Source organism: Winogradskyella sp. MH6 (assembly GCF_022810765.1).
In the GTDB taxonomy this organism is placed as follows: Bacteria; Bacteroidota; Bacteroidia; order Flavobacteriales; family Flavobacteriaceae; genus Winogradskyella.
The window spans coordinates 2,418,548-2,441,308 of the sequence record NZ_CP094494.1; the positions used below are offsets into that span (position 1 = coordinate 2,418,548).

16 protein-coding genes are annotated in these 22,761 nt (G+C 34.6%); 1 reads left to right on the top strand and 15 read right to left on the bottom strand.

Annotated features, from left to right (window positions below):
- Nucleotides 1–12: 12 nt before the first annotated feature.
- From MST30_RS10865 to MST30_RS10900, 8 genes are all read right to left on the bottom strand, one after another.
- Nucleotides 13–615, bottom strand: coding sequence for a CRISPR-associated DxTHG motif protein (locus MST30_RS10865; RefSeq protein ID WP_243471435.1), 603 nt, complete (start codon nucleotides 613–615; stop codon nucleotides 13–15).
- A 141-nt stretch (nucleotides 616–756) separates the two neighbouring features.
- Nucleotides 757–1,305: a PepSY domain-containing protein gene (locus MST30_RS10870; RefSeq protein WP_243471436.1), complete on the bottom strand. Its 549-nt coding sequence runs from the start codon at nucleotides 1,303–1,305 to the stop codon at nucleotides 757–759.
- A gap of 67 nt (nucleotides 1,306–1,372) precedes the next feature.
- A complete protein-coding gene (locus tag MST30_RS10875) occupies nucleotides 1,373–1,945 on the bottom strand; it encodes a YdeI/OmpD-associated family protein (protein WP_243471437.1) in 573 nt (190 codons plus the stop codon).
- A 1-nt stretch (nucleotide 1,946) separates the two neighbouring features.
- Nucleotides 1,947–3,584 carry a M1 family metallopeptidase gene (locus tag MST30_RS10880; protein WP_243471438.1) on the bottom strand — a complete coding sequence of 546 codons (1,638 nt, stop codon included), beginning with the start codon at nucleotides 3,582–3,584 and terminating at the stop codon, nucleotides 1,947–1,949.
- Between the two features lie 44 nt (nucleotides 3,585–3,628).
- A complete protein-coding gene (locus MST30_RS10885) occupies nucleotides 3,629–4,975 on the bottom strand; it encodes a M28 family peptidase (RefSeq protein WP_243471439.1) in 1,347 nt (448 codons plus the stop codon).
- A gap of 2 nt (nucleotides 4,976–4,977) precedes the next feature.
- On the bottom strand, nucleotides 4,978–5,748 hold the full coding sequence (locus MST30_RS10890) for a sugar-binding protein (protein WP_243471440.1): 771 nt from the start codon (nucleotides 5,746–5,748) through the stop codon (nucleotides 4,978–4,980).
- 7 nt (nucleotides 5,749–5,755) lie between these two features.
- Complete coding sequence (locus MST30_RS10895) at nucleotides 5,756–6,226, bottom strand: DUF6265 family protein (protein ID WP_243471441.1); 471 nt, start codon at nucleotides 6,224–6,226, stop codon at nucleotides 5,756–5,758.
- Between the two features lie 7 nt (nucleotides 6,227–6,233).
- A complete protein-coding gene (locus MST30_RS10900) occupies nucleotides 6,234–7,832 on the bottom strand; it encodes a nuclear transport factor 2 family protein (RefSeq protein WP_243471442.1) in 1,599 nt (532 codons plus the stop codon).
- 311 nt (nucleotides 7,833–8,143) lie between these two features.
- Between MST30_RS10900 and MST30_RS10905 the strand changes: the two genes are divergently transcribed.
- Nucleotides 8,144–8,923 (top strand): T9SS type A sorting domain-containing protein, encoded by a 780-nt coding sequence (locus tag MST30_RS10905; protein ID WP_243471443.1) that lies wholly within the window; start codon nucleotides 8,144–8,146, stop codon nucleotides 8,921–8,923.
- Nucleotides 8,924–8,988: 65 nt separating this feature from the next.
- On the opposite strand, the gene MST30_RS10910 is transcribed toward MST30_RS10905, so the two are convergent.
- The 7 genes from MST30_RS10910 to MST30_RS10940 form a co-directional block, all read right to left on the bottom strand.
- Nucleotides 8,989–10,797, bottom strand: coding sequence for an acyl-CoA dehydrogenase FadE (locus MST30_RS10910; protein WP_243471444.1), 1,809 nt, complete (start codon nucleotides 10,795–10,797; stop codon nucleotides 8,989–8,991).
- Nucleotides 10,798–10,869: 72 nt separating this feature from the next.
- Entirely contained in the window at nucleotides 10,870–12,060 is a 1,191-nt protein-coding gene (locus MST30_RS10915) for an acetyl-CoA C-acyltransferase (RefSeq protein WP_243471445.1), read from the bottom strand.
- A 4-nt stretch (nucleotides 12,061–12,064) separates the two neighbouring features.
- Nucleotides 12,065–14,473, bottom strand: coding sequence for a 3-hydroxyacyl-CoA dehydrogenase/enoyl-CoA hydratase family protein (locus MST30_RS10920; protein ID WP_243471446.1), 2,409 nt, complete (start codon nucleotides 14,471–14,473; stop codon nucleotides 12,065–12,067).
- Nucleotides 14,470–14,928: a MarR family winged helix-turn-helix transcriptional regulator gene (locus MST30_RS10925; protein WP_243471447.1), complete on the bottom strand. Its 459-nt coding sequence runs from the start codon at nucleotides 14,926–14,928 to the stop codon at nucleotides 14,470–14,472. Before MST30_RS10925 ends, MST30_RS10920 begins: the two co-directional genes overlap by 4 nt.
- A gap of 110 nt (nucleotides 14,929–15,038) precedes the next feature.
- Entirely contained in the window at nucleotides 15,039–16,811 is a 1,773-nt protein-coding gene (locus tag MST30_RS10930) for an AMP-dependent synthetase/ligase (protein ID WP_243471448.1), read from the bottom strand.
- Nucleotides 16,812–17,109: 298 nt separating this feature from the next.
- Nucleotides 17,110–20,772 (bottom strand): phosphoribosylformylglycinamidine synthase, encoded by a 3,663-nt coding sequence (purL, locus tag MST30_RS10935; RefSeq protein WP_243471449.1) that lies wholly within the window; start codon nucleotides 20,770–20,772, stop codon nucleotides 17,110–17,112.
- A gap of 161 nt (nucleotides 20,773–20,933) precedes the next feature.
- Nucleotides 20,934–22,760 carry an endonuclease gene (locus MST30_RS10940; RefSeq protein ID WP_243471450.1) on the bottom strand — a complete coding sequence of 609 codons (1,827 nt, stop codon included), beginning with the start codon at nucleotides 22,758–22,760 and terminating at the stop codon, nucleotides 20,934–20,936.
- Between the last annotated feature and the right edge of the window lies 1 nt (nucleotide 22,761).

A 22,761-nucleotide genomic window follows, 5' to 3' on the forward strand; every position in this document is an offset into this window, starting at 1 on the left:
TTAAGGTGTGCTTTAGTTATCTAATAAAACAGGAATTGTGCTACTGTTGTTATTATAATCTTCGTTTGATAATAGCCATTTTGTACCGTAAACATCTTTATAAGTGATTTTATAAAGAATGACTTTTTTGCTCAATAAGTCTTTTACAAGGTTTAGGTTTTTAGCATTATTTATTTCTAAAACATTGATTTGCTCATTGGCAGGCAAAACAAATCCTTTTATCAATGTGTTTTTTGAATAAGGAATGGTGTCTAAACCTTTTGTGTTTTTAAAAATATAATCAAACAAGTCATCGGTATTATTAAAACTATGCGTAGTATCTAATAAAATTTCAACATTATCAATAAAAGCTGGTCCAACACCTTTGTTTCCAATTACAAACTTAAAATTGTTGCCGTACTCACTATACCATTGGTTTAAGTGAGGAAGTACGGATGCACTTTGCTGCATTTGTGTAAGTCTGTTTTCTTCCCTGGCCAAGTACGATTGGTATAGTAAAGCGATAAGTGAAATAACACTTATAAATAGAGCAGACGTGCTCATAATTTTATCAGTGGTCCAGTTGATTTTTTTTCTGGATTTTTTCGGCTCTTCTTGTTCGGTTTCCTCAGACATTCTGTAATAAGTTTTGAGTAAAGTTAACAAAATGTTAGAATCTAAAACGGTGTAAATGTTACATTAAAAATAAAACAGTTGCGGATTTGTATATAGGCATACAAAGTATCATATACTTATTGAAGGTTATAAAAATGAATGTTAGTTTTTGTTTTTCTTTATCTGTTTAGGTTTTTTCCAGAGCCAAAATCCACTAAAAGCCAAAAACAAAAGCCCTAACCCAAGGATTGAAGAGTAAAAGAGCTTTACAGTTTTTTTTTCGGAATTAAATAAATAATCTACAATAGAACCATCGTGTATCATTTCTATAATATCTGCGGTTCTTGTTTCTTGTGATAAAATTTCACCAGAGTAACAGTCTATTTGAAGTTCTGTAAAATGGGTTTCAAATCGCACCTTAGCTATTCCTTTTCTAGGTCTGTAATCAATACGATTTATTATAGTATCTAAGTTTACACTCTTAATATGATTAACAGCAATAGTTTCAATTTTGCTTAATGGGAGCAAATCTAAATTTGTATTTGCTGACTTTTCAGATGGTGGTTTTAGCTGTAACTCATCTTTCCATGCCAATAAAATGCCACTAAGACTAATAATAGCAATAAATACCAAAAGAGACATGGCAATGTAGCGATGCCATTTGCGGTACCATCTTACAGATTTTGCTAAAGATTTGTTTTTAGATTTCACGGTTATGTATAAACCTGCAAACTAAGAAAAATCGATTGGTATTCTTCTTAAGAAGACGTTAACGAAATTACCAGTTGTCGCGAGTTTTTTTATTGGCATTACAGAATTTTATAATCTCTGCGATTCTGTTTTGTCGTGTAGCTTCTCGCTTCGCGCTGTGTAACCATGATAAGTAGCTTTTTTGATAGCCTTTTGCAAAGTTTTGATAGTTTTCAAAAGCTATTGCATTTTTGTCAAAAGCGTTTTGTAGGTCTTTAGGGATAATGCTATTTTCTACATCGTCCATTTCAGACCATTTTCCAGTTTCTTTGGCCAGATTTATAACTTCCCAACCAGTATCATGAATCAGCCCTTCTTTTTCTAAGAGGTTGACGTAAGTTTTGTTTAGGGCACTCCACGTGCTTTTAGGATTTCGTTTTGTAAAGTATTGTTGTCTTTTTCCGCTACCTAAACTTTTTACTGTAGAGTCAATCCATCCAAAGCAAATAGCTACTTTTACAGCTTCTTTCCAACGCATAGATGGTAGATGATGGTCTACTTTATAGAAGATTAAATAAACGGCATCGTGTCTACGATGATTGTTCAGTAACCAATCGTACCAGTCGGTGTCGCGCTCAAAATAGAGTTCTGGGATTTCCAACTTATACCTTTTTAGAATATATATAGAAATCTTTATCTACTACAAAATCTTCACTTTCAATAGACTTTGTTTTCCATTCTGAATTTGGAAAAATCCATTCATGTTTGCCATCAATTTCAACTTCAATAGGCATATCAAAATCGTCTACAATGTTGGTATATCGGAATTTTAATTGACCGTCTTCAATTTTATATTCTAAAGTTGGTATTCTTGTATCTCTTAAATATTGATTGAAAAACGCCGTTAAATCTTTATTGGTCATTTTATTGAGATAATTCTCAATCTGTTTTGTAGTCACGGTTTGGTGGTAAAATTCAGCATTTAAGCCTCTTAAAATTTCTCTCCATTTTTCATCATCTTCAACAAGTTGTCTTAAAGTGTGTAGCATGTTGGCACCTTTGTAATACATATCTCCAGAGCCTTCATGGTTTACGTCGTATTCTCCAATTAGTGGTCTATCATTTTGAATATTTTTCCGAGTACCAATCACATATTCTGCTGAAGCTTCCTTTCCGTAGTAGTAATCCAAAAAGAGGTTTTCTGAATAGGCTGTAAATCCTTCATGAATCCACATATCTGCAATATCCTTATTGGTAATATTGTTGGCAAACCACTCGTGACCAGCTTCATGAATTATGATAAAATCGAATTTTAAACCCCAACCCGTTCTGGATAAATCATAACCATTATAGCCTTTTTTATATTGATTACCATAAGTTACTGAACTTTGATGCTCCATACCTAAATAAGGCACTTCAACTAGTTTAAAGCTGTCTTCGTAAAACGGATAAGGACCAAACCAATGTTCAAAAGCTTTCATCATTTTTGGTGCATCCTTAAAGTGTTCTTTGGCTTTTTCGAGATTATAGGAAAGCACCCAGTAGTCCATGTCTAGCTTACCTTTTTCACCTTCATAGACTTCAGAAAAATTGACATAATCACCAATATTTACGTTAACTCCATAATTGTTAATTGGGTTCTTTACCGTCCAGTGTGTTGTAATGGTTTTATCGTGTTCTTCAATGCGTTTCAGTCTTCCGTTAGAAACATTCATAAGCCCTTTTGGAATGGTAACGCTAATGTCCATACTGTCTACTTCATCGTACATGTGATCTTTGTTGGGCCACCATACACTGGCACCTAAACCTTGACAAGATGTGGCAATAAAATGCTTTCCGTTTTTATCTTTTTTCCATGAAAAGCCACCATCCCAAGGAGCACGTACAGCTTCTCTTGGGTAACCATCGTAATAAATTTCGATAGTCTTTATGTCTCCTATTTCTTGCTTTGTAGGTATAAGAATAAAGTTGGCATTGCCTTCAACTTGCACTTCTAATTCTTTACCATCTTGAATAGCTTTAGTAATTTCCATAGGTTGTTGCAAATCTATTTGCATAAACTCGTTAGGCTTAGAAATCACTTTATATTGAATGGTGTTTTTTCCTGAAATAAATTTTAGTTCTGGTTTTACTTCTATGTCTAAGTGATAATAGGTGAGATCCCACCATTCGCGCTCTGGAGTTATACTACCTCTCAGTGTATCTTGTTTGGTAAAATCCTTTTTTTCTTGAAGCAATTGAGCATTAGATATTAAAGCGCTAAGCAGTAATAGGGTTAACACGATGTACTTGTTAATCATTTTAATTTGGGTTTAGATTCCTTTTTATAGGAATGATAGTGTTATTATCTTAATATTTTGTTTGGAAAGGTAACTAAACTTTCGTGTCCATCTTCGGAAACTGAAGCCACACCGAAAAAATAATTATCAATTACTATGCCTTCTATAGTGAACTCGTTAATATCACCTACATAGCGACTGTTATCCCAAGTAGGAGATGTGGTATCTCTCCAATAGATTTTGTAGCCTTTGGCTCCTTCAACTTTGTTCCATTTTAATTTTGCTGAAGCTTCTACAATACCACCAATACTTACCTCCTCTGGAGCTGGTGGAGCAGAAGCAAGGCTTGCCATGGTAATAGCATTTACTGCAGTTAATTTTTTACAATATGGAAAGTTGACATGCTCAAACGTGTCACCGTAATCAATATCGTTTTCTGTTCTAATGTCTTGATGTTGCTGTGTGTAATTTTCGTGAGCTTCCATAATTCGGATACCTGCAAAACCTAGATCGTTAAATGGTCTGTGATGTCCACCACGACCAAAACGATCGAGACGATATACCATCATTGGGTTCATTTCTGGCATGTAAGTTTTGGTTGTTTTATGCACATATCTTGCTAACTGTCTTGAAATACCGTCGACTTCACCACCATAAAAACGTCTGGCTCTTGCTTGTCTTGCTAGTTTTTCAGGATCGGTTTCGTCCGTAGTAATAGGTTCAGAAAAAATTCGGAAGGTTCTATTATCTATAACTCCATTAACACCTTCAATATTTCCAATCATGTCATTATTAAGGACACCAATAATTTGCCAATTATTGTCTTTTGCGTATTTAGCAAAACCTTGTCCGCCAAAAAGACCTTGTTCTTCACCAGATAGACCGAGATAGACAATGCTGCTTTCAAATTTGTATTTAGATAGAACTCTGGCTGCTTCCATAGCTCCTGCCATACCTGTTGCATTATCATTGGCTCCTGGAGCATCAGATGTATAATCATTAGGGTCAGAAACTCTGGAATCTATATCTCCACTCATTATAATAAATTGATTAGGATATTTTGTGCCACGCTGAACAGCAACAATATTAACCACATTAACATCTTCTACAATGCGCTGATTAGTTCCTTTTTCTACCAAGTTATTTTGATAAAAAACCTCTAAGCAATTATTACAGTCTTTAGAAATGTTATCGAATTGCGATTTTATCCATCGTCTTGCTGCACCAATACCACGTGTATCAGAAACAGTATCACTTAATGTATGACGTGTTCCAAAATCTGCTAGGGTTTTTACATCATTCTTAAGACGTTCTTCTGAAATGGCATCAATGATATCGTAAATTTTGGTATCGGTTTGAGAACCAACGATTATTGTTTGAAATAGGAATAAAAATATAAGGGCTTTTTTCATACTTAATTGATAAGTTTTAGTGTTCCAAAAATATTAGCGTCTATCCAGCCACGGTTTTTATCTTCGCCTTCCACCGGAATAGAACCTATAAAATTTTCTCGCTCTAAGCTATAGTCGTTATCGCAATATGCAATTGCAAAACCTATTTTTTTATTTGCTGTGAGTTTTACAGGCTTATTAGAGTTTGAATTGTCATTGTAAGTGTCATCATAAAGATACATTTTAACTTCCCAAACAGAAGTATTGTTTGTTGTTAAAATCTTGGACTCTACGTGCGAGTTATACATTTTGCCAACTTTTTCTGTTGACATGTCAATAATATTACCATTTAGGGCAATGTGGTATGCAAATGCATTATGATTATACTGATGTTCACCACCACTATTGTCTTCGTCCACAAAAATCTCTAAACAGTCATCGTCCCACCATTTTACGAGAGGATCATTTATTTTGTCAATTAAAGTATCGTCTTTTATTTCAGCTAGGACATAGAGTGCATCATCATCCCAGGTTATTTTGAATCTTCCAAAAAAATCATCTTGTGTTATGGAATCACCTAACCAAACCTGATCTATTGGATACCATTTTGCGTTTTTCCAAGATGTTTCATTGGCAATGCCATCAACTGAAATGGCATCTTTAGCTTTTGTTATTTTTCTTAGTTGTTTTTCGGGTTTACTAGATTCAGATATTATTTCTACAGGTTCTTTTTTATCATTTTTACAACTAATAAAGCATAATGAAAGTAGTATAACAAGAATGTGTTTTTTCATGTAGTATTTATTTTTTGTAATTGAATTTCACTGTTTCAACAGTGCCATTTTCGTTTTTGATATCTACATAAACATTCATTTCATTTGAAGACACTTTTTCAAATGTCATGCCTTCAAAAACAACTTTATTTTCTGTAATTTCTCTTAAGGGAAAGTCAACGGTTTCATCTTTAGTTTCCCATCCTTTTAAATCTGATCTAAAATGTTTTAGTTGGAGTATTAAAGAATCTTCAATCTCTCTAATGACTTCAATTTCATAAAACTGTACTTTTTCATCAACAATTAATTTAAAAGTAGCCATCATAGAACCTCCAGATGGTTCGCTCCAGATTTCTTCAGTGATGCCTCCAAAGGCTTCACCATGCCATGCGCCAGCTATCCATGCAATGTTTTCTAATTTTGGTTCTAAAGTCTTCTTTTCCTGAGAATATGTGTTTAAACCAATTGCTAATACTATAAATGTTATAATATTTTTCATAGTTTGATTATTGAATAAAGGTAACTTTTGAAATTAAACCGTCCTCAACTTCATAAATGGCTATAGCATAATAGGTTTTTCCGTTTATGGTTGCTTTTTCTTTATCTATGACTTTGTTGCCCAACACAATTCGGTTCATAATTTCTGCATTAAGGTCTGGTACCTTTTGAAATATTACTTGGTATCTTTTTTCTAATTCCTCTTTTCCGTTAGAAGTTATGTTTTCAGGAAATTCATATAGTTTAACATCTTTTGTGTAGGTTTTGCTAAACTCATCGATATCTCTTTTGTTATATGCTTCAAGCTGATCATTTACTATAGTTTCGGGATTAGAAGTGGTATTTTTATTTCTAATAAAAGTCATGGACTTTATACCATCTTTATCTACATTGTAAATAGTGGCTTGTCTTATGGTAAGATTATTTAAAGTTACCAATTCCTCGTCAACAACATAATTATTGAGCACCATACGGTTTAATACTTTAACGTTAGACTTTTTGTTGTTTTTAAAAAATTGTCTGTAGTTTTCCTTAAGAGCATTTCTGCCAGAGTACATATAATCCTTAGGGAATTTATTAACGACTACATTGGTTCCAAAAGCATTTGCAAAATCATTGAGCTGCCTATTGTTAAAAGGGTCTATGTGTTTTTGAACCACAGCTGCAGCTTCAGCCTCAGATAAAATTGGGGAAGTTTCAATATTTTCAATTGTTGTGTCGTTAGAATTAGACTCTTCATTTTCTGGTTGCAAATCAGCAGCAATCAATAATTTTGTGCCATTATCATTTATAGCCAAGCGTGTAATATCAGCAATACCATAAGAGGATAAATCGGCTACTTTTTTCCAGTTATTATCGCGTTTAAGAGTTAGTTTGTATAATACACCATTTTTACCAGATAGTAGTGTTCTGCCATCTAGCCAGCAAATATCTTCGACGCCTTCCATAGTGTTGGCAATAAGTCTGGTAATACCATTATTTGGATTTAACGATCTTATTTGCCATGCTTTGTCAGTTTCTTTGTAGATAAAGCTTACCAAATTAGAATTAGGAATTTTATGAAATGAGCGACCAACACTTGTCGCATATTTTCTGTTTGTACCATCTGCAATATCTGTAACATATAAATTTAATTGCTCATCTTCTATTACTGCAGATACTATTGAGTTCTCGTTGTACCAAGTATAGTAAGCAACGACCAAATCTTGTATAAGTTCTGTAGATTCACCATTACTTAGATTATAACTATATAAACGTTGTTTGCCATCAGGATCTAATCTAACGGCAGAAATAGCATTTTTATTTGGAATTTTTAAAGGAGTGTACTCGCCACCTTTTGTATAATTTATGAATGTTTTTGATTTGTAATTTATGTGATATTGAGCAATATCTGTTTGGCCATTTCTTGTTGAAGCATACAATACGTTGTCATCTTCAAAGAATGAAGGTTGATTGTCGTAGCCTTCATTATTGGATATATTAATACCGTTGGAAACTTCAATTTTAGAGTTGCTCTTTTTTAAATCAAAAAGAAAGACTTCGGTGTTAGACTGTGAATAGGATAGGGTAGATAGGAAGGGAAATAGGATTAAAAAATAATATTTCATGAGATAGCAAGATTGATTCCTTAAATATAGTGATTAATATATAATGTATTTCAATTGAAATAGTATTAGAAACAGCAAAGAAATCTAAAATCAACATTACAATTTATCGGTAAAATTTACACTTGTTATCACTACAGCGAATTATTTTGTTTTTAACATACATTATCCGAATAACCGAGTAAAAAAAACAATCTTAGTGGAACTCAATTATAGATGGCAGTAATTTTCTGCCAGACATTAAAATCCCTCATTGAGTTATGAAAATATATTCTTTTATAACAAAAGCTTTGCTTTTGTGCTTAACATATTGTTTGATAAGTTCTGGACAGAATTTTGATCGTTTAACGGTTGATTCTTCAACAACAATTACTAACAGTTTTAATCCTGATGTAGACTCTAATAGTGATGACCGTCCTAAAATAAGACTCTTATTTACTTCGATTGGTATAATCAACAGAGAAATTTTATTAACAGTAGATGACAGATGTACTGATGGCTATGATTGGGGATTTGACGGTTATTTAAACGATGTACAGGTAGATGACATGTCTTGGTTAATTGAGGATGATTTGTTTGTGATACAAGGCATTGGAGACATAGATGCAGAAGAAACAACGTTACCTCTTAGTATTCAAAAGAGTGATGTTGGAGATGTGGTTATTGCAATTCAGGCTTTAGAGAATTTTCCAGATGATTTAGATATTATACTTCACGATACAGAGTTGGGTACACATTACGATTTAAGAAATGCTAATTATGAAGCTTCTCTACCAGCAGGTATTTATGAAGATCGTTTTGTGCTAGGTTTTCAAAATCCAAGCCAGTTGAGTGTTGATGATAATGAAGAAGAACAATTAGACTTTAACTATGCTACGAATAGGAATAAGTTGGTTGTTCTTAACCCAAGAAATACAACTTTTAAAAATATTGAAATTTATAATATTACAGGTAAGTCAGCATATAAGATTGAAGATGTACTAGATGGTTCTTATAACGAGTATAGTATTGATAATTTAACCGCTGGCATATATGTTGTAAGGTTACATTTAGAGGATAATAAAATCGTAACAAAGAAGATTATAGTTAAGTAAACTTCACAAAAAAAAGCCAATTCAAACGCGAATTGGCTTTTTTCATTCCTAACTTAAACTTAAATCTAAAAGCAGTATTTGTTTTCTGCTTTTACTTTTTCGGCAATTTCGTTACGTAGATCAACAATGTCTGGATAATTTTGATACTTAGTAAAACGTTTTAATCCCATAAGCATCATACGTTGCTCATCTCCTTCAGCAAACGAAATAATACTTTCTTTTCCTTTATCTTCAATAATATTTACTGCATTGAATAAATATAATTTAGACATAGCAATTTGCACAGCCTGAGAGTCTTCGCCAAAGCGTTTTGCATTCTTTTCTGTTCTTAAAATAGTAGATTCTGCCATATATATTTCAATTAAAATATCAGCAGCTGCAACTAAAAGTTGTTGGTGTTTTTCCATGTCTGGACCAAACTTTTGAACAGCAGCTCCAGCAACCATTAAGAATACCTTTTTAAGCTTTGCAATCATTTCTTTTTCTTCAGAGAAAAGCTCTGAGTAATCTGGTGTATCAAATGAAGGTATACCCATTAGTTCTTCTTGTACCTTCATTGCAGGACCTAATAAATCCACATGACCTTTCATAGCTTTTTTAACTAACATACCAACAGAAAGCATTCTGTTAATTTCGTTAGTGCCTTCATAGATTCGAGCAATACGAGCATCTCTCCAAGCAGCTTCCATTGGTGTTTCCTCAGAGAATCCCATACCTCCAAAAATTTGGATACCTTCATCCGCACAGTTTTGTACATCTTCTGATACGGCTACTTTTAAAATAGAACATTCAATAGCATATTCTTCTACACCTTTTAGCTCAGCTTCTTGATGAGAGTTTCCTGAAGCTTCACGAATTGCGATACGATCTTCAATATTTTTTGCAGCTCTGTAGGTTGCAGATTCACCAGCATAGGCATCGGTAGCCATTTTAGCCAATTTCATTTTTATAGCACCAAAATCTGCAATAGGGGTTTTAAACTGTTTACGCTCATTAGCATAGTTTACAGCAGTAGTTAAAATTTTTCTTTGAGAGTCTAAACAAGCAGCAGCTAATTTGATACGACCAACATTTAGAGCATTCATGGCGATTTTAAAGCCTTCACCACGACCAGCAAGCATATTTTCAACAGGTACAACAGTGTCATTAAAGAAAACCTGACGTGTAGAACTTGCTCTAATTCCTAGTTTGTGCTCTTCTTCACCAAGTGTAACTCCGTTAGGGTTTTCTGGATCGTATTCTACAATAAATCCAGTGATGTTTTTATCGTCTTCTATACGAGCAAAAACAATCATTAAGCTACAAAAACCAGCATTAGAAATCCACATCTTCTGGCCATTAATTTTGTACGATTTACCATCAGCAGATAGCTCAGCAGTAGTTTTACCAGAGTTAGCATCAGAACCTGCACCAGGCTCTGTTAAACAGTAAGCTCCAAACCATTCTCCTGTGGCTAATTTAGGAACATACTTTTGTTTTTGTTCTTCGGTTCCGTAAAGCGTAATTGGCATAGTGCCAATACCAGTATGAGCACCAAAAGCAGTACTGAAAGATCCTGTTCCTGAAGAGATATAATCACAAGTAAGACATGTAGAAACAAATCCCATTCCTAATCCTCCATAAGCTTCAGGTACAGCAATACCTAAGAAACCAAGTTCACCTGCTTTGCGCATTACTTCTTCCGTAAGTGCATAGTCTTTAGCTTCAAATCTTGCTTTGTGAGCAATAATTTCACGGTCATTAAATTCCATAACCGCTTCTTTCATCATTTGTTGTTCTTCTGAAAAATCTTCAGGTGTGAAGACATCTTCACAATTTGTTTCTTTTACTAAGAATTGACCTCCACGAAGGATATCTTTTTCTATTTCTGCCATATTTTTTATAGTTTTTAGTAATGAGTACTGAGAGTTTTTTCTCATTACTCAAATCTTAGATCTTAATTATATTTAGTTTAAAAATTCAAAAATCCCAGCTGCCCCTTGGCCTGTGCCCACGCACATGGTTACCATTCCGTATTTGTTTTTCATGTCACGCTTACGCATTTCATCAAATAACTGAACAGATAATTTAGCACCTGTACAACCAAGTGGATGACCTAGAGCAATTGCACCTCCATTGACATTTACAATATCTTGGTTGAGGTCTAACTCTCGCATCACAGCTAAAGATTGTGATGCAAAAGCTTCGTTGAGCTCTATTAATTCAATATCTTTTTGAGATAAACCAGCTTGTTTTAACGCTTTTGGAATAGCAGCAACAGGACCAATACCCATAATTCTTGGTGGTACACCTGCTGCAGCGTAACTTACTAATCGTGCAATTGGCTCAAGATTTAACTCTTTTACCATAGCTTCACTCATTACTAGTACAAATGCAGCGCCATCACTGGTTTGAGATGAGTTTCCAGCAGTGACTGAACCACCTTGTGCAAATACAGGTCTTAATTTTGCTAAAGCTTCTTTGCTAGTGCCTTTTCTTGGTCCTTCGTCTTTAGCAACGGTAAATTTGCGTGTTGCTTTTTTTCCGTTTTCGTCAACGTAAGTTTCTTCTACTTCAATAGGTACTATTTGATCTTGAAATCTGTTTTCATCAAGAGCCTTTAAAGCTTTCATATGTGAGTGGTAAGCAAACTCATCTTGATCTTCTCTAGAGACGTTATATTTGTTTGCAACAGCTTCTGCTGTGTTACCCATTCCCCAATAATAATCTTCGTGACCAGCATTTACGATATCGTAGTTTAATTCTGGCTTAAAACCTGTCATAGGAACTGAGCTCATGCTTTCTGCACCACCAGCAATAATACATTCTGCCATACCAGCTTGAATTTTGGCAACTGCCATAGCAATGGTCTCTAATCCTGAAGAACAAAATCTGTTAACCGTTACACCTGGTACATCTACTGTGTTTAAGCCGATTAGAGAAATTATACGTGCCATGTTAAGACCTTGAGAGCCTTCAGGCATTGCATTACCAACAATAACATCATCTATACGGTTGACATCAAAATCTGGTAACTTACCCATCATATACTGAATGGTTTCAGCAGCAAGTTCATCGGCTCTTTTAAATCTAAAACCGCCTTTTTTGGATTTGCCAACTGCAGTTCTATATCCTTTTACTATATATACTTGTTTCATTTTTTTAATTTCTTAAAGGTTTACCTGTTTTTAGCATGTGCTGAATTCTTTCTAGAGTTTTTCTTTCAGTACATAGCGAAAGGAATGCTTCACGCTCTAAGTCTAGTAAGTACTGCTCTGAAACTAGGGTTGGTTCTGATAAATCACCACCAGCCATTACGTAAGCTAGTTTATTTGCGATTTTTTGGTCGTGCTCACTGATGTAGTGACTTGCTTCCATAGAATCTGTTCCTACTAAGAACATTCCTAAAGCTTGCTTACCTAGAACCTTAATGTCTTTGCGTTTTACAGGTTGCGTGTAACCAGCATCTGCTAACATTCTGGCATGTGCTTTTGCGGTTGCAATCTGACGATCTTTGTTAACTACTACAACATCTTTTCCTTTTTGAAGAATACCTAAATCAAATGCTTCGTAAGCAGATGTTGCTACTTTAGCCATTCCGATAGTTAAGAAATACTCCTGTAAAACGTTAAGCTCTACATCTCCTTTGTGGAACATATCTTGCGCTCTTAAAGCCATTTCTTTAGAGCCTCCACCACCAGGAATAACACCAACACCAAACTCTACTAAACCAATGTAAGTTTCTGCAGCAGCTACAACTTTGTCTGCATGCATTGATAGCTCACAACCACCTCCTAGAGACATACCATGAGGTGCAGCAATTGTAGGAATGGAAGAATAACGCATACGCATCATTGTGTCTTGGAAGTATTTGATAGCCATATTAAGCTCATCATATTCTTGTTCAGCTGCCATCATAAAAATCATTCCGATGTTAGCACCAACTGAGAAATTAGCTCCTTGGTTACCTATTACTAAACCATCAAAATCTTTTTCAGCTAAATCCACAGCTTTGTTTAGTCCAGCTAAAACATCACCGCCAATAGTATTCATTTTAGATTGGAATTCACAATTAAGGATACCATCTCCAAGATCTTCTATAACCACACCAGAGTTTTTAAAAACTTCGTTAGATTTTCTGATATTGTCTAGTATGATAAAACTATCCTGACCAGGAATTTTTTGTTGTGTTTTTGAAGGAATATCGTAAGCATAAGAAGCTCCGTCTTTTACGGTGTAGAAAGATGTGCTACCAGATGCTAACATCTCGTTAACCCAAGCATTTGGCTCTAGACCTTCTGCTTTCATCATTTCAATACCAGCTTCCACACCAATAGCATCCCAAATTTGGAAAGGACCATGTTCCCAACCAAATCCAGCTTTCATGGCATCATCAATCTTATATAAATCGTCTGTAATTTCTGGAATACGATTAGATACGTAGGCAAATAGAGCGGCAAAGCTTTTTCTGTAGAATTCACCAGCTTTGTCTTTTCCTTTTACTAATACTTTAAAACGATCTACAACTTTATCAATTGTTTTTGTCAATTCTAAAGTCGCGAACTTAGCACGTTTATTTTCTCTATATTCTAAAGTGTTAAGATCTAAGGATAAAATTTCCTTTTTACCGTCTTTTGAAACGGACTTTTTATAAAACCCTTGACCTGTTTTGCTTCCTAACCATTTATTTTCCATCATGGTATTGATGAAGTCTGGTAAAGCAAAAAGTTCATGACGTTCATCGTCAGGACAGTTCTCTCTAATTCCATTGGCAACGTGAACCAAAGTGTCTAAACCAACAACATCTACAGTTCTAAATGTTGCAGACTTTGGACGACCTATAACTGGACCAGATAATTTATCTACTTCTTCAATAGTTAAGTCTAAATCTTTTACAGTATGAAAAAGACTCATTATACTGAAGATTCCTATTCTATTTCCAATAAAAGCAGGTGTATCCTTAGCTACTACAGATGTCTTACCTAAAAATTGTTCTCCGTAGCCATTTAAAAATTCTAGAACAGAAGCATCTGTCTTAGGACCAGGAATAATTTCAAATAACTTTAAGTAACGTGCCGGATTAAAAAAGTGTGTTCCGCAGAAGTGTTTTTGAAAATCTTCACTTCGACCTTCGCTCATAAATTTAATCGGAATCCCTGAAGTGTTTGAAGTTATTAAAGTACCAGGCGTTCTATATTTCTCAAGCTTTTCAAAAACTTGTTTTTTAATATCTAAACGCTCAACTACAACCTCCATAATCCAATCTACATCTGCAACTTTAGCAATATCATCTTCTAAGTTACCTGTAGTGATGCGATTTTTAAATGTAGGATGATAGAGAGGTGCAGGCTTGGATTTTATTGAAGCCATAAGTGCATCATTAACCAAGCGATTACGGACAACTTTATCTTCTAAAGTAAGACCTTTTGCTTTTTCTATATCATTAGGTTCTCTAGGAACGATGTCTAGTAATAAGACATCGACACCAATATTAGCAAAATGGCAAGCAATACCACTTCCCATAATACCAGAACCAATGATGGCAATTTTCTTTATTCTTCGTTTGCTCATTGTTTTAATGTGTGTTCTTTTTGATTGTATATTTTTTTATTAGAAATCATGTTATTGATAAGCTCTGCTACTTCGTAGAAATGTTCTAGCTTTTCAGGACTTATATTAGATTTTATAGCTTCATTAAAGGTCAATACACGTTCTCTAGAGTAGGCTCTTTTTTCTCTTCCAAATTCTGTTAAGTGAATAAGAACTCCACGACCATCTTCTGGATTAGGCTTGCGTTCTATTAAACCTTTTTCTTCCATGGTTTTGAGAGTGCGTGATAGACTCGTCGCTTCCATACCCATTTTTGGACCCAGTGAAGTAGAAGGTGTGCCTTTTTCTGGGTCGATGCTAAGCAATGCAAAACCAGTAGCCATAGTTGTATCAAACTTTAAGGCTTCTTCGTTATACATTTTATTGACTGCTAACCATGTGGTTCTCAGTACGTAATCTATTGTTTTGTCCTTCATTTTAAATTAGTTAGATTCAAATATAATAAAAAATACTATGCACGCATAATAAATTATTAAAAATTATGCACGCATAGTATTTTGAGTCTTAACTAATAAAAGACTATATATTAAGGTCTATAGATTTTTTCATATAAAGCATCGTATTTTTCTCTTATAATACTGCGCTTCATTTTCATAGTAGGAGTAAGGTGGCCATCATCAATGCTCCAAGCTTCAGGAGTTAACTCGAAACGTTTTATTTGTTCCCATTTTCCGAAATGTTTATTGTACTTGTCTACTTCTTTTTGAATACGATTTATTACGACTTCAGAAGTAGCAATTTCTTTTTCAGATTTACCAATTTTAAGATTTTTATGATCAATCCAATCTCTGATAAAATCAAAGTTAGGTTGAATGATAGCTCCTGGCATTTTTTCACCTTCACCCACAACCATAATTTGTTCTATAAACAAGGATTGTTTTAAATCGTTTTCTAAAAGTGTAGGTATAATGTATTTTCCACCAGAAGTTTTAAACATCTCTTTTTTGCGACCAGTGATTTTTAAGAAGCCATCATTATCAATAATACCTTTGTCGCCTGTATGAAAATAATCGCCAGTCATTACAGAATCCGTTTTTTCTGGGTCTTTGTAATAACCCAACATAACATTTGGTCCTTTGATTAAGATTTCACCGTCTTCTGCGATTTTAACTTCTACATTATCAATTGGCTTACCTACAGTACCTACTTTATAATGTTTATCTCTATACATGCCAACACCGACAACAGGAGATGTCTCCGTTAAACCATAGCCTTCCATGACTTGCATTTTTGCAGCTCCAAAAATTCTAGACAAGCGTGGTTGAAGTGCTGCACTACCAGAAACCATTGTGCGTAATTCTCCTCCTAAGGCTTCGCGCCATTTGCTAAATATTAGTTTGTTAGCAATACTTAATTTGAATTCATACCAAGGACCATTGGCTTTGTAAGGCTCCCATTTTTCGCCTAACTCTACAGCCCAATAGAATAACTTTTGTTTAATACCAGAGAGTTCATCTGCTTTTAACATGATTTTATCAAATACTTTTTCAAGTAGTCTCGGGACAACACTCATTAGGTGAGGCTTAATTTCTTTAGCATTGTCTCCAATTTTGTCTAAACCTTCAGCAAAATATACACTTGCACCTACATACTGATAAAGGTAAATTAGCATGCGCTCAAAAATATGGCAGATAGGTAGAAAGCTTAATATTCTGGTTTCTCCATTAATATTAGGAAGACGTTTTGAAGAATCAAGAGCATTACTGGTAATATTCTTGTGAGATAACATAACACCTTTTGGTTTTCCTGTGGTTCCTGAGGTATAAATTATTGTAGCTAAGTCTTCAGGTTTTACAGCATCTTTTCTTGCTTCTACTTCTGGTTGGTTGCTATTATCTTTACCAAGCTCAAATAGCTCTGAATAATGTTTGCAACCATCAATATGATTAAAAGAGTAAACTTCTTTTAATTTTGTTTTAGACTGAACTTTTCTAACCTTTTCAAGGACTTCTTCGTCAGAAACAAAGCAATAAATAGATTCGCTATGGTTTAGAACATACTCATAGTCTTCGGCTGAAATGGTTGGATAAATAGGAATATTTTGAGCACCAGTTTGAAGTACACCGATATCCATAATATTCCATTCTGTTCTATTAGTTGAAGAGATAACGGCAATTTTATCATCTTTTTGTACACCTAGTCTTAAAAGAGCTCGGCTTACGGAGTTGGCTTTATCGATATACTCTTGCGTAGACATTGGTGTCCATTCTCCGTTATATTTTGTAACCAAGGCTTTAGCATTTGGTTTATGCTTTAGTTGATAGTAAGGAAAATCAAAAAGGCGTGTAACGTCTGTCATAATCTAAGAATCAGCAAAAAATATTAGGGGTTTTTACTAAAATAACAAATATAGGGTTAATTATTTTGGAGTATAAAAATAAAATTCTCTTTTATTATTCTAATGAGTTTTAGTTCATATAAATTGAAATTAAAAAAGGGCTTCATATTTAAGAAGCCCTCTTCATTATGATACTTTCCACCCTAACTACTAACAAAATTTAAGTGATAACCCTAAGTGATTAAATAATATCGTTAGTAAAAAAGTACCATTTATAACCACAAATATAATAAATACTCTTTTTCTAAGTTGCTTATAGTTAGTTATTTTCAATCCATTTTTTAGCATTTACAAATGCTTCTAGCCATGGAGAAACTTGGTCTTTTCTACCAGTAGGGTAGTTCGCCCAATTCCACTGGAAAATGGATCGCTCAATATGTGGCATGGTTACCAAATGTCTACCAGTTTTATCACACATCATAGCTGTATTATAATCCGAACCATTAGGGTTGTGAGGGTATTCAGCATAAGCATATTTCCCTACAATATCATATTGGTTTTCATCTTTTGGTAAATTGAATTTTCCTTCACCATGACTGATCCAAACACCAAGCGTACTTCCTGCTAAAGATGATAACATTATAGAGTTATTCTCTTGAATTTTTACAGAAGTAAAAGCACTCTCATGCTTATGTGAATCGTTATGTACCATCTTACCATGTACATCATGATCTGGATTGATAAGCTCTAATTCCATCCATAATTGGCAACCGTTACAAATTCCGACAGATAAAGTATCTTCTCTTTCAAAAAAGTTCTTGATGACTTTATTTGCTGTTTCATTATATTTTATAGCACCAGCCCAACCTTTAGCAGATCCTAAAACATCAGAGTTTGAGAAACCGCCAACAGCACCAAGGAATTGAATATCTTCTAAAGTTTCACGACCAGAAATTAAATCGGTCATATGAACATCTTTAACATCAAAACCAGCTAAGTACATAGCGTTTGCCATTTCACGTTCAGAATTACTTCCTTTTTCACGTAAGATAGCAGCTTTAGGTTTAGGTTTACTTGAATCTGTTTTTGGAAGTTTTCCAGTGAATTGTTTTGGAAATTCGAAATGTAAAGGTTGATTTTTGTAATTATCAAAACGTGTTTTAGCTAAACCATTAGCCGTTTGCTTTTGGTCGAGTAGGAAAGAGGTTTTGTACCATACATCTCTCAATCTCGAAATGGTCATAGTAAAGACTTCATTACCATTGATGATGCTAAGCACATCACTTTCCATAACCTTACCAATATTGTGGAAATCAATTTTAGCATCAGATAATACGGTTTCGATACTCTTATCTCTAGCCTGAATTACAATTCCTGAGTTTTCAGCAAAAAGTATTTTGAAAGAATCTTTTTCAGCTAAAGCGGTTAAATCTAGTTCAGCTCCAACATTGTTGTCTGCAAAACATAGTTCTAGTAAGGTTGTGATTAGACCACCTGAAGCGACATCGTGTCCAGCGACAATTTTACCGTCTAATATTAATTGTTGAATGGTATTGAAAACCGTTTTTACATAATCAGCACTTTTAACTGTTGGAGCTTCGTTACCAATTTTATTCACTACTTGTGCAAAAGAACTTCCACCTAGTTTAAAGTTGTCTTGAGATAAGTTGATATAGTAAATATCACCTTCGTTCTTTTGGAACACAGGTTCAACTACTTTGTTAATATCAATACAGTTTGCAGCAGCTGAAATTATAACTGTACCTGGAGAAATAACATCACCATCAGGATATTTTTGCTTCATAGAAAGCGAATCTTTTCCTGTTGGTACATTAATGCCTAAATCAATAGCAAATTCTGAAACCGCCTTTACAGCTTCGTATAAACGTGCATCTTCACCTTCATTTTTACAAGGCCACATCCAGTTTGCAGAAAGTGAAACATTCTTCAAGCCATCTTTTAATGGAGCCCAAATAATGTTAGTTAATGCTTCTGTAATAGAGTTGCGGCTACCAGCTACAGGATCTATCAATCCCGAAATAGGTGAGTGGCCAATTGAGGTGGCAATGCCTTCTTTACCTTTATAATCTAATGCCATTACACCAACATTGTTTAATGGTAATTGTAATGGTCCTACACACTGTTGCTTGGCAACTTTACCACCAACACAACGGTCTACTTTATTGGTTAGCCAATCTTTACATGCAACTGCTTCTAGCTGTAAAATTTGGTCTAAATAATCGTAAAAATTATCCCTGTTGTAAGATACATCACTGTAGTTTTTTTCAACCGTATGATCTGTCATTATAGTTTTTGGAGAGCTGCCAAACATATCTTCCAGAGCCAAATCCATTGGCTTGTCTCCATTGGTTTCAGACTCAAATGTAAAACGGTGTTTTCCGGTAACTTCACCAACATCATAGATAGGTGAACGTTCTCTGTCTGCAATCTTATGAAGTATTTCTAAATGCTTATCTCCAATAACTAATCCCATACGTTCTTGAGACTCATTGCCAATAATTTCTTTTGAAGAAAGCGTTGGGTCACCAACAGGCAATTTGTCTAAATCGATTTTTCCACCGGTATCTTCAACAAGTTCAGATAAACAGTTAAGATGTCCACCTGCACCATGATCGTGAATAGAGACAATATAATTTTCGTCACTTTCTACCATACCACGAACAGCATTGGCAGCACGTTTTTGCATTTCTGGGTTAGAACGCTGGACGGCATTTAGCTCAATACCAGAGTCAAATTCACCAGTATCAGCAGAGGATACAGCAGCACCTCCCATACCAATTCTATAATTATCACCACCAAGAATTACGATTTTGTCACCTGCTTTTGGTATGTCTTTTATGGCTTGGTCTGCTTTGCCGTAACCAATACCACCAGCTTGCATAATCACTTTGTCGTAACCAATCTTATCATTGTTTTCTTGATGTTCGAAGGTTAAAACAGAACCACAAATTAATGGCTGGCCGAATTTATTTCCGAAATCTGAAGCCCCATTACTAGCTTTTATTAGGATATCCATAGGAGTTTGGTACAACCATTTGCGCTCAGGAAATGCCTTTTCCCAAGGACGTTCTTCTTCTAGACGCGAATATGATGTCATGTAAACAGCCGTTCCTGCTAAAGGAATAGAACCTTTACCACCTGCAAGTCTGTCTCTAATTTCTCCACCAGAACCTGTTGCAGCACCATTAAAAGGTTCTACAGTTGTTGGGAAATTATGTGTTTCAGCTTTTAATGAAATTACAGATTCAAAATCTTTGGTTTGATAATATTCAGGAACATCTGCGCGTTTTGGCGCAAACTGCTCTACTACAGGGCCTTTTATAAACGCTACATTGTCTTTGTATGCGGAAACAATATCATTAGGATTTTGTTTTGATGTTTCCTTGATCATTTTGAATAATGATGTCGGTTTTTCTTCTCCATCGATAACAAACGTACCGTTGAAAATTTTATGACGACAGTGCTCTGAGTTCACTTGGGAAAAGCCAAATACTTCAGAGTCTGTTAGAGGTCGTCCTATTTTTTTAGAAACATCTTCTAAGTATTCAATTTCTTCATCACTTAGCGATAAACCTTCCTGTTGGTTGTATGCCGAAATGTCTTCAATATCAAGAATTGCTTCAGGTTGAATATTTATGGTGAAGATGTCTTGATTTAAGCTTGAAAATTTTTCAGAAATCATAGGGTCGTACCCTTTGAAATCTTCTGAAACAGCTGTGAACTCCTCAATACGTAAAATACCAGAAATTCCCATATTTTGAGTAATTTCTACAGCATTGGTACTCCAAGGAGTAATCATTGCGGCTCTTGGGCCAACAAAAAAAGCATCTAGTGATGCTTGTTCTATTTTTGGCTGGTTGCCGAATAACCATGTCAATTTAGAAATGGTTTCAGTTGATAATTCTTTTGTGGCTTGAACAGCGAAAACTTTGCTGTTTTGGTTTCCAAAGAAATGAATCATTAGAGTGTTGTGTTTGGTGTGAAAAATAAAAACACAAAGTTAATTCATTTTAAAATAATGAGACTATAAAAAAGAATTCAATTAGTGGACTTATTCAACATGTTTTAAACAAAAAAAGCAGCTCAAATTTGAACTGCTTTTTCAAGAATAACATTCTTTGACTAGTTCTTAATCAATTTTTTGCTTACAGATGAATTGTTTTGTGTTAATTTCAAAATGTAAACCCCAGATTTTAATGTTTGTACATTGATGCTATCTGAAGAATTGATATGAGTTTTTAAAACTCTTTTTCCTAATATGTCATAAATTTCAACAATAGTATTTTTGTTTGAAGCTAAGTTGATGTATAATTTAGATTTAACAGGATTTGGATAGATTGTAGAAGTCTCAATATTATTATCTGTTAAACTTAATGAAGAATAGCAAGTCCATGATAAATCATCGATACCAACTCTTGCATTTCCTGAATCATTATCTGATATTTCAACTGTAATCATTCCGTCTACATTAATATTGCTAATTGTAGTTGTTTGCTGGGTGTCACTGTAAGGAATTGTTCCTACTATGTTGCCATTAACTAGAACATCAAGATTTCCATCAGTTCCTGAGAAAATTCTCTGTGTTGTAACGGTAAGGCTACCAATACCACCATTTACAGTAGGCGAGGTTAAAATACCTAAGTCAGAACTACCTCTATAATCTATGAGTATGGCTCTGTTGTTAATGGTTTGGTCAGTTCGTGCTTCCGTTGCATTCCATGTACCGTTTGTACCTGTCCAAGTTCTATCGGTATATTGTGAACTGTTTGCAGGAATATTTTCAAAATCTTCTGTAGCACAGTCACTTCCTGGTGTACCAACTTCTGTTGTTGTACCGTTAACTGAATTGCTTTGAGCCGATTCGTTTTCTGCAGCATCAATAGCAATAACATAAAAAGAGTATGTTGTTTCAGGAGTTAGATTGATAATGTTAGCACTATTAGTTGAAACATTTGTATTAAAAACTCCATCTACATAAACATCATAAGAAACCACTTCAACATTGTCTGTTGAAGCTGTCCAGCTAAGGTTTATAGATGTTGAAGCTTCATTCGTTACAACTAAATTTGTAGGAGCTGTAGGAGCTTCAGTGTCTGGAGTAGAAACCCAGATTTCGTTTACCCATTCTGGATGGTCAACAAAAGGATTTCTATTGCTTTGATGGTTATAATATATATTGTTGTTACGATCAATTTCTTTTTGAGATACAGGGTCGTTTTGGTGCCATGTTAAAAGAATACTCAAAAAGGGATCGTCTAACACTTTATCTGAGCTTCCGTCAAACATTGGGTAACTTCCCCAGTTACTAACTTGGTCTTCGTATCGAGTTACAAAATAGAAGTAGATACGAGCAATATCACCTTTAAATTCATCAATAGGTTCAAAAACTGTGTTTGAATAACCTGCAGAATAACCACTGTTAAGATTACCTCCAAGTTTAGAACCGTTTTGTGTTGGATTAGAAATGCCACTTTGGTTTACTAATTGACTATCGTCAACCACGCCAAAAGGATAATTACTTCTAAAACCATTAACACGACCATCTGTAGGTAAAAGGTGGTGCGCATCGCTACGCATTGGTAAGTTTTGACTAAAAACAGATTGAGGAATAACGTGTTCTTTGTTATAACAATCACCTTCGCTATTATAATTTCCACATTCATCACTAACAGGAGAAAATGTATAAGGGTCCGATCCTGTTGGGTTTTCGGAGTAAGGATCTAAAATTGTGTTACTTCCAGTTTCGTAGTAGTTGTCTAAATCATAAGACGCTATAAAACCATCCATAGCATCATAACCTTGGTCGTTATGATTATCTATGATATTGTGAAGTTGTGTTTTTAATGTGTAACCAGTTCCTGTGGCACTATTGTAGTAACCAGCTGGGATTTGAGCAAACGCTACTGTTGAAAAAATTAAAGTAGCTATTAAAGTGTAGAATTGTTTCATC

Coding starts and splice junctions, on each gene's coding strand:
- MST30_RS10865 (WP_243471435.1), bottom strand. CDS start 615: ATGTCTGAGGAAACCGAACAAGAAGAGCCGAAAAAATCCAGAAAAAAA.
- MST30_RS10880 (WP_243471438.1), bottom strand. CDS start 3,584: ATGATTAACAAGTACATCGTGTTAACCCTATTACTGCTTAGCGCTTTA.
- MST30_RS10885 (WP_243471439.1), bottom strand. CDS start 4,975: ATGAAAAAAGCCCTTATATTTTTATTCCTATTTCAAACAATAATCGTT.
- MST30_RS10890 (WP_243471440.1), bottom strand. CDS start 5,748: ATGAAAAAACACATTCTTGTTATACTACTTTCATTATGCTTTATTAGT.
- MST30_RS10895 (WP_243471441.1), bottom strand. CDS start 6,226: ATGAAAAATATTATAACATTTATAGTATTAGCAATTGGTTTAAACACA.
- MST30_RS10900 (WP_243471442.1), bottom strand. CDS start 7,832: ATGAAATATTATTTTTTAATCCTATTTCCCTTCCTATCTACCCTATCC.
- MST30_RS10910 (WP_243471444.1), bottom strand. CDS start 10,797: ATGGCAGAAATAGAAAAAGATATCCTTCGTGGAGGTCAATTCTTAGTA.
- MST30_RS10915 (WP_243471445.1), bottom strand. CDS start 12,060: ATGAAACAAGTATATATAGTAAAAGGATATAGAACTGCAGTTGGCAAA.
- MST30_RS10920 (WP_243471446.1), bottom strand. CDS start 14,473: ATGAGCAAACGAAGAATAAAGAAAATTGCCATCATTGGTTCTGGTATT.
- MST30_RS10925 (WP_243471447.1), bottom strand. CDS start 14,928: ATGAAGGACAAAACAATAGATTACGTACTGAGAACCACATGGTTAGCA.
- MST30_RS10930 (WP_243471448.1), bottom strand. CDS start 16,811: ATGACAGACGTTACACGCCTTTTTGATTTTCCTTACTATCAACTAAAG.
- purL (WP_243471449.1), bottom strand. CDS start 20,772: ATGATTCATTTCTTTGGAAACCAAAACAGCAAAGTTTTCGCTGTTCAA.
- MST30_RS10940 (WP_243471450.1), bottom strand. CDS start 22,760: ATGAAACAATTCTACACTTTAATAGCTACTTTAATTTTTTCAACAGTA.